At 62.7% G+C, this 16591-nt stretch carries 13 protein-coding genes and 1 tRNA gene; 11 read left to right on the forward strand and 3 right to left on the reverse strand.

Features of this window, described 5'->3' with window-relative positions:
• Window positions 1-110: 110 nt before the first annotated feature.
• From AC0Z42_RS06720 to AC0Z42_RS06750, 7 genes are all read left to right on the forward strand, one after another.
• Window positions 111-1295: a DNA cytosine methyltransferase gene (locus AC0Z42_RS06720; RefSeq protein ID WP_485467467.1), complete on the forward strand. Its 1185-nt coding sequence runs from the start codon at window positions 111-113 to the stop codon at window positions 1293-1295.
• 419 nt (window positions 1296-1714) lie between these two features.
• Complete coding sequence (locus AC0Z42_RS06725) at window positions 1715-2353, forward strand: sugar dehydrogenase complex small subunit (RefSeq protein ID WP_485467468.1); 639 nt, start codon at window positions 1715-1717, stop codon at window positions 2351-2353.
• Window positions 2350-4008, forward strand: a complete 1659-nt coding sequence (locus AC0Z42_RS06730; RefSeq protein ID WP_485467469.1) for a GMC family oxidoreductase — start codon at window positions 2350-2352, stop codon at window positions 4006-4008. Before AC0Z42_RS06725 ends, AC0Z42_RS06730 begins: the two co-directional genes overlap by 4 nt.
• The gene (locus AC0Z42_RS06735; protein WP_485467470.1) at window positions 4005-5465 is read left to right on the forward strand and encodes a c-type cytochrome; all 1461 of its coding nucleotides are present in this window, start codon (window positions 4005-4007) and stop codon (window positions 5463-5465) included. The genes AC0Z42_RS06730 and AC0Z42_RS06735 overlap by 4 nt, the downstream gene beginning before the upstream one ends.
• A 130-nt stretch (window positions 5466-5595) precedes the next feature.
• Window positions 5596-6000 carry a GtrA family protein gene (locus AC0Z42_RS06740; protein WP_485467471.1) on the forward strand — a complete coding sequence of 135 codons (405 nt, stop codon included), beginning with the start codon at window positions 5596-5598 and terminating at the stop codon, window positions 5998-6000.
• A gap of 38 nt (window positions 6001-6038) precedes the next feature.
• Window positions 6039-7340, forward strand: coding sequence for an NCS2 family permease (locus tag AC0Z42_RS06745; protein ID WP_485467472.1), 1302 nt, complete (start codon window positions 6039-6041; stop codon window positions 7338-7340).
• A gap of 73 nt (window positions 7341-7413) precedes the next feature.
• A tRNA-Asn gene (locus AC0Z42_RS06750) sits at window positions 7414-7489 on the forward strand.
• 49 nt (window positions 7490-7538) lie between these two features.
• On the opposite strand, the gene AC0Z42_RS06755 is transcribed toward AC0Z42_RS06750, so the two are convergent.
• A complete protein-coding gene (locus AC0Z42_RS06755) occupies window positions 7539-8507 on the reverse strand; it encodes an alpha/beta fold hydrolase (RefSeq protein ID WP_485467473.1) in 969 nt (322 codons plus the stop codon).
• A 93-nt stretch (window positions 8508-8600) separates the two neighbouring features.
• Complete coding sequence (locus AC0Z42_RS06760; RefSeq protein WP_485467474.1) at window positions 8601-8984, reverse strand: hypothetical protein; 384 nt, start codon at window positions 8982-8984, stop codon at window positions 8601-8603.
• Between the two features lie 230 nt (window positions 8985-9214).
• On the opposite strand from AC0Z42_RS06760, the gene AC0Z42_RS06765 reads away from it, so the two are divergent.
• Complete coding sequence (locus tag AC0Z42_RS06765) at window positions 9215-9991, forward strand: alpha/beta fold hydrolase (RefSeq protein WP_485467475.1); 777 nt, start codon at window positions 9215-9217, stop codon at window positions 9989-9991.
• A gap of 19 nt (window positions 9992-10010) precedes the next feature.
• Here the strand turns inward: AC0Z42_RS06765 and AC0Z42_RS06770 are convergent, their stop codons facing one another.
• The gene (locus tag AC0Z42_RS06770) at window positions 10011-10664 is read right to left on the reverse strand and encodes a hypothetical protein (RefSeq protein WP_485467476.1); all 654 of its coding nucleotides are present in this window, start codon (window positions 10662-10664) and stop codon (window positions 10011-10013) included.
• Window positions 10665-10781: 117 nt separating this feature from the next.
• Here AC0Z42_RS06770 and AC0Z42_RS06775 point away from each other — a divergent pair, with 117 nt between their 5' ends.
• The 3 genes from AC0Z42_RS06775 to tagF all read left to right on the forward strand — a co-directional run bounded on the left by AC0Z42_RS06775 (window position 10782) and on the right by tagF (window position 16591).
• Complete coding sequence (locus AC0Z42_RS06775; RefSeq protein WP_485467477.1) at window positions 10782-11621, forward strand: M15 family metallopeptidase; 840 nt, start codon at window positions 10782-10784, stop codon at window positions 11619-11621.
• Window positions 11622-11840: 219 nt separating this feature from the next.
• On the forward strand, window positions 11841-15614 hold the full coding sequence (tssM, locus tag AC0Z42_RS06780) for a type VI secretion system membrane subunit TssM (RefSeq protein WP_485467478.1): 3774 nt from the start codon (window positions 11841-11843) through the stop codon (window positions 15612-15614).
• Window positions 15611-16591, forward strand: a complete 981-nt coding sequence (gene tagF, locus AC0Z42_RS06785; protein ID WP_485467479.1) for a type VI secretion system-associated protein TagF — start codon at window positions 15611-15613, stop codon at window positions 16589-16591. Before tssM ends, tagF begins: the two co-directional genes overlap by 4 nt.

The following is a 16591-nucleotide window of genomic DNA, read 5'->3' on the forward strand; positions in this document are numbered from 1 at the left end:
AGCGGCAGGCCGCACGGTCTAGGTGAAGTCTCTGATTCGAGGGGCAACGCTCATGAATACTATATTTTTTGCCTAAAAGCTTTTCCGGTATTTCGGATAAAATGATGCCCATGTCTATCTCTTTCATGTCGCCTGATCTTATGCTCCAAGACTGCTCCCCTGAGCAGTTGGATTCAGTTCAAAATGTTCTACCTGCGGCCGTCCCCAAGCAGTTGCTGTCCTACTTTGAATTTTTCGCCGGAAGCGGCCTCGTCGCGCAGGGTTTGAAAGGCATTTTCAATCCCGTTTGGGCTAACGATATCGACGCGAAGAAAGCCGCAGTCTACACCGCTAATCACTCAGGTAAACATTTCCATTTGGGATCGATCGCGGATGTGAAAGGGAGCGATCTTCCCGTGGCTCAGCTTGCGTGGGCGTCTTTCCCTTGCCAGGACCTTTCCCTTGCTGGACAAACCGGAGGTATTCATGGCAAGCGCAGTGGCCTAGTGTGGGAATGGCTCCGCGTTATCGATGAGATGCCCGAGCCGCCGCCGTTTTTGGTAGCTGAAAATGTTTTAGGGCTGGTTTCCTCCGGCGGCGGTGCCCACTACCGTACTCTGCATGAAGCGCTGGTTCAGCGAGGCTATAAGGTTGGAGCCATGGTGATTGACGCTGTCTACTTTGTGCCGCAGTCTAGACCACGTATCTTTGTAGTCGCCATCAAACGCGAGCTTTCTATTCCGCCTGAGCTCGAGCGCTCCACTCCTGCCTGGTGTCATCCGGAGGCGGTTCGCAAGGCTGCGGTGGGTCTCCCAGATTGGGTGTGGTGGGACTTACCCCAACCAACCGCGCGCGTCAAACCGCTGTCCGACATCATCGATTTCGAGGCGGCGTATTCGGATGCCAAAGTAGACGAGCGCAATCTTCGGTTGATATCGCCGAAGCAAACTGATTTTTTAAACGCGATCCCAGAACATGAGCTTGTCGTCGCGCCTGGCTATAAGCGGATGCGGGGAAGCAAGCAAGTGTTGGAGCTGCGCTTTGACAATGTAGCCGGCTGCCTTCGAACTCCAAGTGGCGGCAGTAGCCGCCAAGTTTTAGTCATTCGCGAGAATGGCAAGCTCCAAAGCCGATTGCTCACTGTGCGAGAAACAGCGCGCCTTATGGGCGCTCCAGATACCTATAAAATTCCTGGTAGCTACACCGACGGCTATAAGGCAATGGGTGACGCGGTGGCTGTACCCGTTGCTGAGTGGCTTGCGACCAAACTTCTTTTTCCTCTCGCGAACGCTAATACCCGTCAAACAAAACCTTGATTCAGTGGTTGCTGAAGTCAAAAATCGATTTCAAGTCAATGGTGTTGGCTTTCTTGGGGCCTCTGTTGGCCCCGACGCCAAAATGAACCAAGCGACCGATATCCGTTGACCCATTGAGATATGTGCAGCCGTCGCTCGAGTGCTACTTTCCGGAGCGAAGCCTGGGTCAGTCATAAGCGGCGCGATGGGTCAATTTAACGTCGCTGTCAATCATGCCTCGCATCTGCTTTGCGGCGACTTGCTGCTGAGTCCTTTCATCTACGCTGCTTCCCACTTATTCCTTTGATATTGTTCACGTGGTAATACTACATTAGCGAACAATTTATTTTTGTAGGATAATAACGAAACCAATTGTATTTGCTCAAATATGCTTCAACGCAAGTATTCAAGTCAACACAACAACATATTGCGGGAGTTCCATGCACGATTCCAACCCCTCCGATGCTTCTCCGCCGCGCATCACGCGCCGTCATGCCCTGATCGGGCTGGCGGCCTTGCTGGCGCAGGCCGGTTTCTGGAGTAATCCATTGTCGGCAGCCATGCCGGCTGGCGCGGCTGCTGCTAGCCCTGCGCCGGGCAGCATGCTGTTTTACACCTTGTCGCAGGCGATTACCGGCCATCAGGACTTGCGCGCGGAAACTGCCGCGCGCATCGAGCAGGCCATGCGGCTCAACGTGCCGGGCTTTGCGGCGCGATTGCCGGAGCTGGGCGCGCTGGTCAAAACCGGCCAGCCGGCCAAAGACTTGCTGGCGGCGGCCACCGCCATCGATGCTGGGCTGCGTGAGCTGGCGCTGGCCATCGTTGCCGCCTGGTACACGGGTACGGTGGCAGGCGATGCAGGCAGGGGCACGAAGTCCATCGTAGTAGCCTATGCCGAAGCGCTGATGTATCGCACCGTGGCCGATGGGCAAGTGGTGCCGACGTATTGCAATTATGGTCCGCTGTGGTGGCTGAAGGCGCCGCCGCCGGTGCGCGTGTCTGCGCCCGTTGCACCGAAACCGGTGCCCGCGCCGGCCACCACCGGCACCCCTGAACCAAAAGGCAAGCAAGCACAATGAAATCACCCCAATTCAAGAGTAATGGCGACGTCGTCGCCGATGTCGTCATCGTTGGCTCCGGCGTGGTTGGCGCGATGATGGCCGACCAGCTGGCCGCGCAGGGCCATTCCGTGATCATGCTGGAAGCGGGCCTGCGCATCGAGCGCGGCCAGGCGGTGGAGAACTGGCGCAACATGCCGTTCGAGAACCGCGTCGGTTCCGACTTCCAGGGACTGTATCCGCAGGCGGAAAACGCGCCGGCGCCGTTGTATTTTCCAAAAAATAACTATGTGGAACTGTCGGGCCCCAGCGGCAGCAGTTTCCAGCAGGGATACTTGCGCACCGTGGGTGGCACGACCTGGCACTGGGCCGCGTCGTGCTGGCGCCATTTGCCGTCGGACATGCGCATGAAAAGCGACTACGGGGTAGGGCGCGACTGGGCCATTTCCTACGATGAGCTGGAACCGTATTATTGCCGCGCCGAGCAGGAAATGGGCGTGGCCGGGCCCAACGATCCGAAGCTGCAGTCGCCCAGCGAGCGCAGCAAGCCTTACCCGATGGACATGGTGCCCTGGGGTTATGGCGACAAGCGCTTTGCCGAGGTGGTCAACCCGCACGGCTACCGTTCGGTGCCGATTCCGCAGGGCCGCTCGACGCGACCATGGCAGGGCCGTCCTACCTGCTGCGGCAATAACAATTGCCAGCCGATCTGCCCGATTGGCGCCATGTACAACGGCATTCACCATGTGGAGCGCGCCGAAATGAAGGGCGCCGGCGTGCTGGCCGAAGCGGTGGTCTACCGCATCGATACCGATCAGAACAACCGCGTCACGGCCGTGCACTGGTATGACGCCAAAAAACAGTCGCATATGGCGACCGGCAAGGCCTTCGTGATCGCCTGCAATGGCATCGAGACGCCGCGCCTGCTGCTGCTGGCGGCGAACAAAAACAATCCGAACGGCATTGCCAACAGTTCCGACCAGGTGGGCCGCAACATGATGGACCATTCGGGTTTCCACTGTACTTTTTTGGCCAACGAGCCGATCTGGACCGGACGTGGCCCGGCGCAAAGCAGCTGCCTGGTGGGGCCGCGCGACGGTGCTTTCCGCGCGCAGTATTCGGCCAACAAGATGATTTTGAATAACATCACGCGCGTCGGGCCTGCTACCCAGCAGTCGCTGAAGCTGGGCCTGGTCGGCAAGGACCTCGATGACGAGATCCGCCGCCGCGCCGCGTTTGGCGTCGACCTGTCGATCAGCCTGGAACCGTTGCCGGAGGCGCATAATCGCCTGACACTGAGCCGCACGCGCAAGGACCCGCTGGGCCTGGCATGCCCCGATATTTACTATGACGTGGGCGACTATGTGCGCAATGGCGCGAAGGCGGCGCATGCGCAGCTGGAACATATCGGCAAGCTGTTCGGCGCGGTGGAATTCAATATCACCAGCAGCCTGAACGCCAACAACCACATCATGGGCGGCGTGATCATGGGGTCGAATCGTGCCGACTCGGTGGTCGACGGCAACTGCCGCGCTCACGATCACGCCAACTTGTGGCTGCCCGGTGGCGGCGCGATGCCGTCGGCCAGCGTGGTGAACACGACCCTCAGCATGGCTGCGCTTGGCTTGCGCGCGGCCGACGATATAGCCCGTACCCTGGCGCGGGAGGCAGCATGATGCGCCGCTTATTGAGCGCTGCGGCGGTTTTGTTCGCCATGAGCTCGGCGCTGGCCGCGCCACCCGTTACCCTGACGCCGGACCGTCCCGCCACGCCGGCGCCCGCCGCCAATGGCCAGGATGCACGCCTGGAACGCGGCCGCTACCTGGCGATCGCCGCCGACTGCATGGCCTGCCATACGGCCGCCAGCGGCAAGCCGTATGCGGGTGGTTATGCCATCGACTCGCCCCTGGGCACGATCTACGCGACCAATATCACGCCCTCAAAAAAAGGCGGCATCGGCCATTACACGGAGGCCGACTTTGCCCGCGCGTTGCGCCAGGGCGTGCGCGCCGATGGCAGCCATCTGTATCCGGCCATGCCCTACACCAGCTATGCGCTGCTGTCGGACGCCGATGTGGGTGACCTGTATCACTATTTCATGCACGCGGTCAAACCGGTCGATGAGCCGGCACGCCAGACCAAATTGCCGTTCCCGTTCAATGTGCGCCTGTCGATGGCGGGCTGGAATGCCCTGTTCCTCGACGACAAGCGCTTCGTGCCCGATGCGGGCAGGAGCGCGCAGATCAACCGCGGCGCCTACCTGGCCGAAGGACTGGCCCACTGCAGCGCCTGCCATACGCCGCGCAATATGCTGATGGCTGAAGTGGGCAGCCAGCAACTGGCCGGCGCCAATCTTGGGTCGTGGCATGCGCCGAATATCACCTCGGACGCGATCAGCGGCATCGGCGGCTGGAGCGATGCGGAAATTGCCGCTTATCTGAAAACCGGCCACGTGGAAGGCAAGGGCCAGGCGGCTGGCGGCATGGCCGAAGCGATCCAGAACAGCCTGCAGTTCCTGCGCGACGACGACGTGGCCGCTATCGTGGCGTACCTGCGCACGGTGCCACCGGTACGCGCGCCGGGCCAGCAAAAGGCCGCTTACAGCTATGGCAGCGCCGTCAGCGAAGAAGCAGGCTTGCGCGGCATGGCCAGCTCCACCGAGCATCAGTCGCTCAATAGCGGCGCGGTGCTGTTCAGCGGTTACTGCGCCAGTTGCCACTCGGCCAGCGGCGCCGGCAGCACGGGCCAGGCGTATCCGGCCTTGTTCAATAACACGGCCACCGGCGCGGCCACGCCGGCCAACCTGGTATCGGCCATCCTGTTCGGCGTCGAGCGCAAGATCGGCAAGGAGGGCGAGGAAGTCGAAGCGTTCATGCCGCGCTTCGACCAGCGTTCATACGTGCAAGCCTTGACCGATGAGCAGATCGCCTCGATCGCCAACTACGTGCTGAAGCAGTATGGCAACCCGGCCGTGACGGTCACGCCGGCGTATGTGGCGCAGGCGCGCAGCGGTGGCGAAACGCCGCTGCTGGCCCGCCTGCCGCACTTTATCGTGCCAGTTGGCATTGCTGCCTTGCTGGCGCTGATTGCCTTGCTGGTCTGGCGGCGCGCGCGTCGTCAGAGCAAGCATTGAAGGCCCGGTTTTGAATTCTTGCCATAACTTGCAGTAAAATGCGGGATGAAAAATGGTTACGAGCAATCGTAGCCATTTTTTGTTCTTGCCTGGCCCGGGCCGCTCATTATTGCTCCAAGTGAAATCAACCATGTCGCATTCCCTGCATCACCAGTTCCTGCGCTTTGCCGCCGTCGGCGCTTCCGGCACGACCGTCCAATACGCCGTACTATGGGCCGGCGTGCAATGCTTCGGCATCGGCGCTGCGGCGGCAGCCTCGGGCGTAGGGTATATCCTGGGCTCGGTGGTCAACTATGTGCTCAATTACTTTTTCACCTTCAAGAGCGACAAGGGCCATGGCGAGGCGGCTGCCAAGTACTTCAGTTTGCTGGCCGTTGGCTGGTGCATCAATACCGGCCTGATGTGGTTCCTCGTGCATCAGCAGGGCTGGCATATCTGGCTGGCGCAGATACTGGCAACCGGCCTGGGCCTGGTGTGGAATTTTGCCGGCAGCCGCTGGTGGGCCTTCAAGCCTGCCGATGCGGCAGGTAAATAATCGTCTTTGCACAACAAAAACAATACAAGGGGTTACTCATGCAGTTCCTGGAACGCTATTTCAAACTGAAGGATAACGGCACCAATGTGCGCACCGAGCTGCTGGCCGGCCTGACCACATTTTTGACGATGGCCTACATTATTTTCGTCAACCCCAGCATTCTCGGCGACGCCGGCATGCCCAAGGACGCCGTGTTTGTCGCTACCTGCCTGGCCGCCGCCATCGGCACCCTGATCATGGGCCTGTACGCGAACTATCCGATCGCGCTGGCGCCGGGCATGGGCCTGAACGCGTATTTTTCGTACACGGTGGTCAAGGGCATGGGCATGAGCTGGGAAGTGGCGCTGGGCGCCGTCTTCATTTCCGGCTGCCTGTTCATCCTGGTCAGCCTGTTCAAGGTGCGCGAGCTGATCATCAACAGCATTCCGCCCGCGCTGCGCACGGCCATTACGGTCGGCATCGGCCTGTTCCTGGCGATCATTTCGCTCAAAAGCGCCGGCGTGGTGGTGTCGAATCCGGCCACCATCATCGCGCTGGGCGACCTGCACCAGCCGGCGCCGATCCTGGCCATCATCGGGTTTTTCATTATCGTCGCACTGGACCGTTTGAAAGTGCCGGGCGCCATCCTGATCGGCATCCTGGTGATCACGGTGTCGAGCTTTTTCTTTGGCGGCAACCACTTCAATGGCATCGTCTCGGCGCCGCCATCGCTGGAACCGACGCTGTTCAAGCTCGACATCATGGGCGCGCTGTCGGTCGGCATCGTCAACGTGGTGCTGGTGTTTTTCCTGGTTGAACTGTTCGACGCGACCGGCACCCTGATGGGCGTGGCCAACCGCGCCGGCCTGCTGAAAGACGGCAAGATGGAGCGCATGAACAAGGCGCTGCTGGCCGACAGCACGGCGATCGCCGCCGGCGCCTTTCTCGGCACCTCGAGCACCACCGCGTTTGTCGAAAGCGCGGCCGGCGTGCAAGCGGGCGGGCGCACCGGCCTGACTGCCGTCGCCGTGGCGCTGCTGTTCCTGGGCAGCCTGTTCTTTGCGCCGCTGGCCCATACCGTGCCGCCTTACGCCACCGCGCCGGCACTGCTGTACGTGGCCTGTTTGATGCTGCGCGAACTGACCTTCATCGACTGGGACGACAGCACCGAAAGCATCCCGGCGGCGATTACCGCGCTGATGATGCCGTTCACCTATTCGGTCGCCAGCGGCGTGGCCTTCGGCTTTATCACCTATGCGGTATTGAAACTGTTGACGGGCAAGGGCAAGCAGGTGTCGGTGGTGGCGTACATCATCGCCGCAATTTTCCTGTTCAAGTTCATCTACCTTGGCGCCGAGTAAGGGCGGGATTGTCGGTGCCGTGCAGATTGCTTCTGGACACAGGAAAAATCGGCGTATATAATACGGCCTCACTTCCCTGATAGCTCAGTTGGTAGAGCGACGGACTGTTAATCCGCAGGTCCCTGGTTCGAGTCCAGGTCGGGGAGCCAGAACAAGCAAGAAACGAAAAGCCCAGCCTTCACGGTTGGGCTTTTTGCGTTACAGGGTGTTGATGATGTCCTGCTGCAGCTTCTCGGGTTCGTCCTTGTGTATCTGATGGCCGGAGCGTTCAAACAGGAACAGGTTTTTCCTCGGTGCCTGCAGTTCGTCGAAATAGGCTTTGGTAATGCTGGCCGAAGTCTGGATATCGTTCTTGCCGACGAAAAAATAGACGGGGCAGTCCGCTTTCTTCAGGCTGTCGCGCAGATCGATCGTCATGACGTTCTTCCAGACTGGCGACCACGATACCGACCATTGCATGAACATCTTCTTGAATTCTTCCGTGCCGGCGGCCGCCATGCCATCCTTGTAGAAAAGCCATTTCCTCACGTAGAACAGGTCTTCATCGCTCTGGAATGCCGGGTTGACGCTGGCCAGTTCCTGGCTGGCGGCGGCATTATCCTTGAAGTGCGCTTTCAGGGTGCCCAGCAGTTCCAGCTCGCTGGCCCTCTGGCTGACGACAGGGTTGACGGCAAAATAGGCGTGCAGCAGTTCCGGGTGCTGTTTGACGATATGAAACCCCAGCACGTTGCCCCAGGAACTGCCGAGCAAATAGATTTTCTGCTGCTTCAATTGCCTGCGCAAGAAGGTGATGACCTGCAATGTGTCTTCCTGCATCAGTTCCACCGACGGCGGCACCGGCGATGGGTTTAGCTGCAAGGTTTTCCCTGCATCGCGCTGGTCCCATTGCACGATGGTAAAGCGGCTTTTCAGGATGGCGGTAAAGGCATCGGCGTTCCTGATCATCGAGCTGCCCGGGCCGCCCGATAAAAACAGCAGCACCGGCTTGCTGGCGTCATCGGTTTTTATCTCGATGAACTGCTTTATGCCGCCAATCTCGGGCGTGAACGATGTTTCCAGTTTCGCCGCGCTGGTGCTGGCAGGGGCTGCTTCCACGGTGCGCGCCTGGCAGGCGAGAAACGGCAGCAAGGCCGACAAGAGTAATGCGGGGAGGTGTTTTTTTATCATGGTGGTTCAGTCTAGCATGCTGCACATGGCACGCAAAAAACAGGGCCACGTGCTGCCACGTGGCCCTGTCGTTATTGCACACTTACCCTGGCATCAAGGATCGACCAGTACGTCGAAGCGGATATTGAGCGGGCTGTTCCAGGAAATGTCGACCCAGGCGCGGAAGCCTCCGTCATACGGGGCGATGTTGTACACCGCCATGCGCGCCGCGCCGATAAAGCGCTCCTGCGGGTTGGCGGCGTATTCGCTGATGTTGAGGAAGACGCGCGAATTGGCGCGCACGCTGGCCTGGGTGAAATTGACGTTCGCTTGAACGCCATTGGCGCGCCAGATGAAGTAGGTGGTGAACGAGCCGCTGTTGAGGTTTGCGCTTGCCTCCTGGCCGCCTGCGTCTTGTGCGGTTTGCCCTTCCTGCGGCATGTCGGTGGACTCCGGCTGCAGATTGCTGCCGGTAAGATTTTTTTCATGTGTATCCATGATGGTCTCCTGGTGGATGGATTGGACTGCGAGCCAGCCGGCTGTCGATTGGCGAGGTTCATTCTAGGCGCGCGCCGCCGGTGTGGCACCGCGAGGGCTGCCGCATATTTGCGTTGTGACAAACCTGTCGCAGATGCATTTTCCTGCTATCTATTTTTACGGCGATCACGAGCGTGGCGCATGCGTCGATGGCACAATGGACGGATCTTTTTTACCCTGATGCGCTGCCCATGCCGATATTGACGCTCAACCCCGGCCACGAGCTGTATTACGAATTGATCGATGGCGACCCGGCACGGCCGGTGCTGGTCTTCCTGCACGAGGGCCTGGGTTCCTGTGCCATGTGGAAGGATTTTCCTGCCCGGCTATGCCAGGCCACCGGCTGCCGCGGCCTGTTGTACGACCGGCTCGGTTATGGCCTGTCGTCGCCATTGACGGCGCCGCGCCGGCTGCACTATGTGCACGATTACGCACTCTACGAATTGCCGCAGGTGCTGGGGCGCCTGCTGCCGCAACAGGACCATATCGTGATCGGCCACTCGGATGGCGGCAGCATTGCGCTGATCCATGCCGCGCAGCAGCCGGCGCACTTGCGCGGCATTGTTACCGAGGCGGCCCATGTGTTTGTCGAAGCGGTGACGCTGGCCGGCATCCGCACGGCCAACGCCGCCTTTGACGCCGGCAAATTGCGTGGGCTGGCGAAATACCATGGCGACAAGACGCAGACCATTTTCAAGGCCTGGGCGGACACCTGGCTCAGTCATGGATTCCAGTTCTGGAATATCGAATACCTGCTGCCGTCGATCACCTGCCCGGCGCTGGTGATGCAGGGTAGCGCGGACCAGTACGGCAGTGCGGCCCAGGTCGACGCCATCGTGGCGAAAGCCTTGCAGGCGGTGCCGGCGATGATTGAGCAATGCGGCCATACGCCGCACCAGGAGCAGCCGCAGGCGGTGCTCGAACTGATGCGGGTTTTTCTGGAAGGACGCATCGCCGCCGCACGCTGAGCCGATCTCACTCTCAACCTCAATGGCAGGCCGGGTCGCTGTCCCAGCGGCCGGCGCAGATGCGCGCGCGGCACAGCATGCCTTCGATCAGGCCCAGCTGGCGGCAGCGCTGAAGCAGCCCGGGTGTGTCCTCGTCATCCTTGCGCAGCACTACGTCGCGCACCGGCTCGTTTCGCTGCCCATGGGCGACGATTGCCGCCAGCAAGGTCACGTCGCTGTCGCCGGCTGGTGCGCTTGGCCTGGGCTTGACGGGAACCGTGCGCGTGGCCGCCTGCCGGCCCGGCGCATGCCGCTTGTGCTGCACCGGCGCTGCGGCCTGTGGCGGGGCCGGCTCATTGATGATGGTGGCGGCGGCCGGCGGCGTTAGCGGCACCGCTTCGGGCGCTGGCACGGGCACTGGCGGCGCGTGGCGCTGCACCACCGCTGGTGCCGGCGCCGGCGCTTCCATCATGGCCTCGTAAGCCAGCCAGGCCAGCAGCAGCATCGTCATCCCCAGCACGGCGCCGACGATGGCCAGCCAGCCCGGCCGCCAGTGCAGCGCCGGCAGCCGGGTGGAAAACGGCGCGCTGCCGTGTTCCAGCTGCGACAGGATGCGGTTGTCATCGGCCATGCCGGCCCGTGCCAGCAGGTCCGGACCGCCTTTGCGGCCACCTTTGCTTGTGCTTGTCGCCAAAATAGTACCTCCGGAACTCGATCTGATTCGATCTCATTTGATAAAAGCCGCGCCCACCCGGCGCGCCCGCGCCTACGATTTGGCGATACCCGCTGGCAACCCTTGATGGAGTGTCCGATGCTGATCGCGCTGATCCTGATGTACTTCCTGCTCGCTTCGTTTGCCTGCTGGCTGCTGCTGTTTCCTTCCGGCCGCGCCATGCTGGTGCAGGCGATGGTCAACCTGGGCTGGCGCATGCACGGCCGCGCCCGCAAGCTGAACCAGGGCGGCGGCGCGCAATGGCGGCAAGCGCGGCATCGCACGGGCCATGGCGTGGCGCAGCTCTGGCAGTGGCTGCTGCGGCATCGCTGGCTGTCGCTCGGTGGTGCGCTGCTGATCGCCGCGCCGCCGCTGCTGGCCTGGCTGTCGAGCGACCGCATCGCCTTGCACGGCTACGCGGACCGGCGGTATGTGATCAACGACCAGGTCAGCGACCTGCTCAAGGGCGAGCAGCTGGCGCCGCCTCCCACCTTGCCGCCGCTGGTGTTTACCACTGCCGAAGTGACGCAGTTGCGCCCGTTGCTGGGCGGCGCCAGCCGCAACTGGCAGTTGCTGGACCAGGATTTTGAGCAGCGCCTGCTGCTGGTGTTCAAGATCATGAAGCAGATGCACGGCTATGACATGGTGCTGCTGGAAGGCTACCGCAGTCCGGCGCGGCAAGACCAGCTGGCCGCCGCCGGGCCGGGCGTGACCAACGCGAAGGCGTTTCAAAGTTATCACCAGTACGGCCTGGCCGCCGATTGCGCGTTCATGCATGAGGGAAAACTCATCATTTCCGAAAAAAATGCCTGGGCCATGCGCGGCTACCGTTTGTATGGCGTGACGGCCGAATCGGTGGGCCTGCATTGGGGCGGGCGCTGGGCCATGATGGACTTCGGCCATGCGGAACTGCGCCAGCGCGGCGTGCTGGGGAACTGACGGCCAGGGCCAGCGCGCCAGCCATTCTAGCCCGCTGCGGGCAGGGATTTTTCTGAGGCGAACTCATGCTTGCGCAGCGTCAAGCATGGCGCGGCGGACGTATTGGCCCGAGTCTGAATACTTGTTGAAAGTCAACAAAGCACGGCTTTTTTGCTGTCAGCATGGTGCGGTTCGCCCTTGCGGCGGCGCCCGTCTTGCCGGACCCAACCAGGACCCACCATGCTGCGACGAATCTGGAATTTCCTCACCGATAGCCGTCATCTGACCATTTTCGGCTTCGTGGCGCTGGCCTTGCTGCTCTACCTGGGAGCCGAAGTGCTGGAACTGGCGCTGGCCTGGGCGCTGGCCGTGCTGCTGCTCGCTGGCGTGATCTGGCTGGTACTGTGGCTGCTGCGCCGGCGCCGCGCACGCCGCGATGCGCAGGCGCTGGGCCAGGCCATCGTCAACCAGGCCGAGATCGCCGCCGCCAATGCGGCCCAGGCCGCTGCCCCCCAGCATGGCGAGACCGATGCCGTGCGCACGGGACTGCTGGCCGCCATCGAGACCATCAAGACTTCCAAGCTGGGCCGCAAGTCGGGCGCGGCGGCACTGTATGAACTGCCGTGGTACATGATCATCGGCAACCCCGCCGCCGGCAAGAGCAGCGCGATCCTGCATTCCGGCCTGCAGTTTCCGTTCGCCGACGGCAAGGTGGTGCAGGGCGTGGGCGGCACCCGCAATTGCGACTGGTTCTTTACCACCGACGGCATCGTGCTCGATACGGCCGGCCGCTATTCGGTGGTCGAAGAGCATCGTGGCGAGTGGTTCGGCTTTCTCGACCTGCTGAAAAAATACCGGCACAAGGCGCCCATCAACGGCATCATCATCGCTGTCAGCATCGCCGAACTGGGCGGCGACCCCGATGTCGGCATGCAGCTGGCGCGCAGCCTGCGCAAGCGGGTGCAGGACGTGATCGAGCGCCTGGAAGTGTTTGCGCCGCTGTACATCGTGTTTACCAAGGCCGACCTGATCGCCGGCTTCAGCGAGTTTTTTCTGGATGCCGAACGCAGCGAGCGCGAACGGGCCTGGGGCGCCACCATGCCGTATCAACGCAAGCTGCCGACGCCGGAACTGCTGGCGTTCTTCGATCAGAGTTTCGACGAGCTGCACGCCGGCCTGACGGAACTGAGCCTGGCCAATATGGCGCACCGCCAGCGCAAGACCATGCCGCCCGGGGTCTTCACCTTTCCGCTCGAGTTTGCCGCCATCAAGCCGGCGCTGCGCGCCTTTATCGCTACCCTGTTCGAGGAAAATCCGTTCCAGTTCCAGCCCGTGTTCCGCGGCTTCTACCTGACCAGCGCCTTGCAGGAAGGCGTGCCGGTCAGCGCCTCGTCGCAGCAGGTGGCGCGCCGTTTCGACCTGACGTACGCCCCGGCGCCGGTCGCCGCAGGCGTGCGCCAGCATGGCTATTTTCTGCTCGATCTGTTTCGCAAGGTGATCTTTGCCGACAAATACCTGGTGTCCAACTACGCCAGCCGGCACCGGCTGCGGTTCAAGTACGCGGTGTTTTTCACGGCCACCGTGCTGCTGGGCGCCTGCCTGGGTGGCTGGAGCTGGTCCTACCTGGGCAACCGCCAGCTGGTGGTCAATGTCGAGGCGGACATGAACAAGGTACTGCGCCTGCAGGAGCAGCGGCTGGACCTGCAATCGCGCCTGGAAGCGCTGGAGATCCTGCAGGACCGCATCGAGCAGCTTGATGCCTATCGGCACCACAGTCCATGGTCGCTGCGCCTGGGCCTGTACCAGGGCGAGCTGCTCGAACGCAAGCTGCGCGAGGAATATTTTGCCGGTGCGCGCCACGTCATGCTCGAACCGGTGACGGCCGCACTGGAAGGCTTGCTGGCCGAAATGAATGCCAATGCCGAGCAGCTGCAGCCGGCATCGCGCGCGCCGCAAGCGCCGGCGGCCGCGCCGCGCGGCCAGCCGTACCAGGCGGCCAGCGCCACCAATGTGGAAGACGCCTACAACGCCCTGAAAACCTATCTGATGCTGGCCGATAAAAGCCATGCCGAGAGCAGCCACCTGAACGACCAGATGGCGCGTTTCTGGCGCGGCTGGCTGGAAAACAACCGTGGCGCCATGCCGCGCGAGCAGATGATACGCAGCGCCGAAAGGCTGCTGACGTTTTACCTGGCGCAGGTGGCCGATCCATCGTGGCCGCGCATCGAGCAAAAGCTGGCGCTGGTCGACCAGGCGCGTGAAAACCTGCGCCGCGTGGTGCGCGGCATGCCGGCGCGCGAACGCGTGTATGCGGATGTCAAAGCGCGCGCCGCGACCCGCTTTCCCGGCGTGACGGTGGCGCGCATCGTCGGCGAAGCGGACCAGGGCCTGCTGCTGGGCAGCCACGCCGTCTCCGGCGCCTACACGCGCCAGGCCTGGGAAAAGTTCGTCGAAGGGGCGTTTCGCGAGGCCGCCAACGGCGAACTGCAAAGCGCCGACTGGGTGCTGAAAAGCGCCTCCACCGACGACCTGACCCTGGAAGGCAGCCCCGAACAGATCGAGAAAAACCTGGTGGAACTGTACAAGGCCGATTACGCGCGCGAATGGCAAAAGTTCGTGCAGGGCGTGGCGGTGGCCGACCTGAAAGGGTTTGATGGCGCGGTGCAGGCGATGAACCGCCTGGGCGACCCGCAATCGTCGCCGATCGCCAAGCTCCTGACCACGATTTACGAAGAAACCTCGTGGGACAACCCGGCCCTGCAGAACGCCCAGCTGCGCCAGGCCGAACGCGGCATCATCGCCTGGCTGAAAGACACTTTTTTGCGCCGCGCGCCGTCGCAGGTTACGTCGAACCCGGGCCTGAACGCGCAGATCGATCCGGCCCGGCTCGACAAGCCGATGGGGCCGATCGGGCGCGAATTTGCCGGCGTCGGCAAGCTGGTGGCCGCGAAAGAGAAGGATGCCTCCTTGATGCGCTCTTACCTTGAGGCGCTGTCAAAATTGCGCAGCCGCCTGAATCAATTGAAGAACCAGGGCGACGCCGGTCCCGGCGCCAAGCAGTTCATGCAGCAGACCTTGGAAGGGGGTGGTTCGGAACTGGCCGATACCCTGAAGCTGGTCGACGAGCAGATGCTGACCGGCATGAGCGACACGCAAAAGCAGGCGATCCGGCCGATCCTGGTGCGCCCGTTGATGCAGACCTTTGCCGTGATCGTGGCGCCGGCCGAACTGGAAGTGAACAAGACCTGGTCGGCCCAGGTGTACGAGCCGTTCCAGCGTTCGCTGGCGAACAAATATCCGTTTGCGCCAGGCGCCCGCATCGAGGCCAGCCATCTTGAAATCGGCCAGTTCTTCGGCCCCGAAGGCCTGGTGGCCAAATTCGTCACCACCGCGATGGGGCCGCTGGTGGTGCGGCGCGGCGACGTGCTGGCGCCGCGTACCTGGGCCGACATGGGCATCAGCCTGTCGCCGCAGATGGTGGCGCGCTTTCCGGGCTGGATCGCACCGCTGGGCGCCGGCGGCGCGGCGGCCACCTCCAGCGCGGCGCAGACCATCTTCCAGATACTGCCGTCGCCTGCGCCCGGCACGCTCGAATACACGGTGGAGATCGACGGCCAGCAGCTACGCTATCGCAATACGCCGGCCCAGTGGAGCAATATGGTGCATCCCGGCCAGGGTACGCCGGGCGCGCGAATCAGCGCCATCACTTTTGACGGGCGCACAGTGGAGCTGTTCAACGAGCCGGGCCAGTACGGCCTGAAGCGCATGATCGATGCGGCGGCCAAGAAGCGCAAGGACGGCGGCGTGTTCGAACTGCGCTGGTCGCGCGGCGAGGTAGCGGTGAACGTCGACCTGAAAATTACCAGCAGCCCGGAAACCTCGGGCGCTGCTGCCGCCACTGCGGTGCAGGAGCAGGGCTTTCGCGGCATGCAGCTGCCGGAAACCATCGTCGGCGCAGCGGCAGCGACACCTGCCGCTGCAACGGCGGTCGCGCTGGCGGGAGCGGCGCCATGACGGCCGTACCGCAAGCCGTGCGCCTCGCTTACTTTGGCAAGCTGCCCGCGCGCGGCGACTTCGTCAAGGCTTGCGACAACCACGCGCTGGTGCAGCTGCTCGACGACTGGCTGGCGCAGGTCATGAGCGCGCTGACGCTGGAGCCGCGCTGGAAGCTCAATTACGACGCGCTGGCGCCGCTGCGCTTTGCCTTTGTCGGCACGCGCAGCCGGCGCGCCATTGCCGGGCGCCTGGAGGCCAGTTGCGATGTGTCGCAGCGCCGCTTTCCCTTCATGGCGATGAGCGCGATCGAGGTGCCGGACGCCGGCGTGTTTGCCGCCTGCAGCCCGTTGGTGCTTGCGCCTTTGTGGCAGCGCCTCGACAGCCTGTGCGCGGGCCTGGTCTCGCCGGCCGATCCGGCGCAGGCGCTGCTGGCGCTGGCCGGCGAGGTAGTGCAGGTCAGCCCCGGCGACCCTGGCCACGCGGCACAGCTGTCAAGCTTCCTGCAGGCGCACACGCTGCACTCGCTGCAGGCGATGCTCGCTTCGCCGGTTTTTCCTGTCACGATGCGCGAACTGCTGCTGGGGTTGGGCATGCTGCTGCAGCCGGTACGGCAAAGCGGCCGCGTGCGGCTGGAAAAAAATCTGGTGCTGCCGCTGCCGGCCGACGCAAGCCAGCGCGAACTGGTGGCCAGCTTCTGGCTGCATCTGATCCTGCCGTTCCTGCAGCCGCTGGACTTTGAACTGGCGCTGTTCTTTGCCCAGCTGGACGAGGCGCCGGTGCTGCTGGTGGGCTTTTGCGGCGCCGATCCGCATGCGCTGCGCGCGCTGATCGACCCGCAGGCTGCGTGCGAACGGCTGATCGTGCTCGACCAGCTGGACTGGGTCGAGGACGCCCTGGCGCAGGAACCGGCGCTGCGCCAGTTGTCCGCCTGCCTGCAGCAGGAGCAGCTGTCGCTGCGCTCGGCCTGCGCGATGTTCAACGATACTTTTGCCTGA

The sequence above is a fragment of the Janthinobacterium sp. 1L-D-8-B-C4 genome (genome assembly GCF_057291295.1).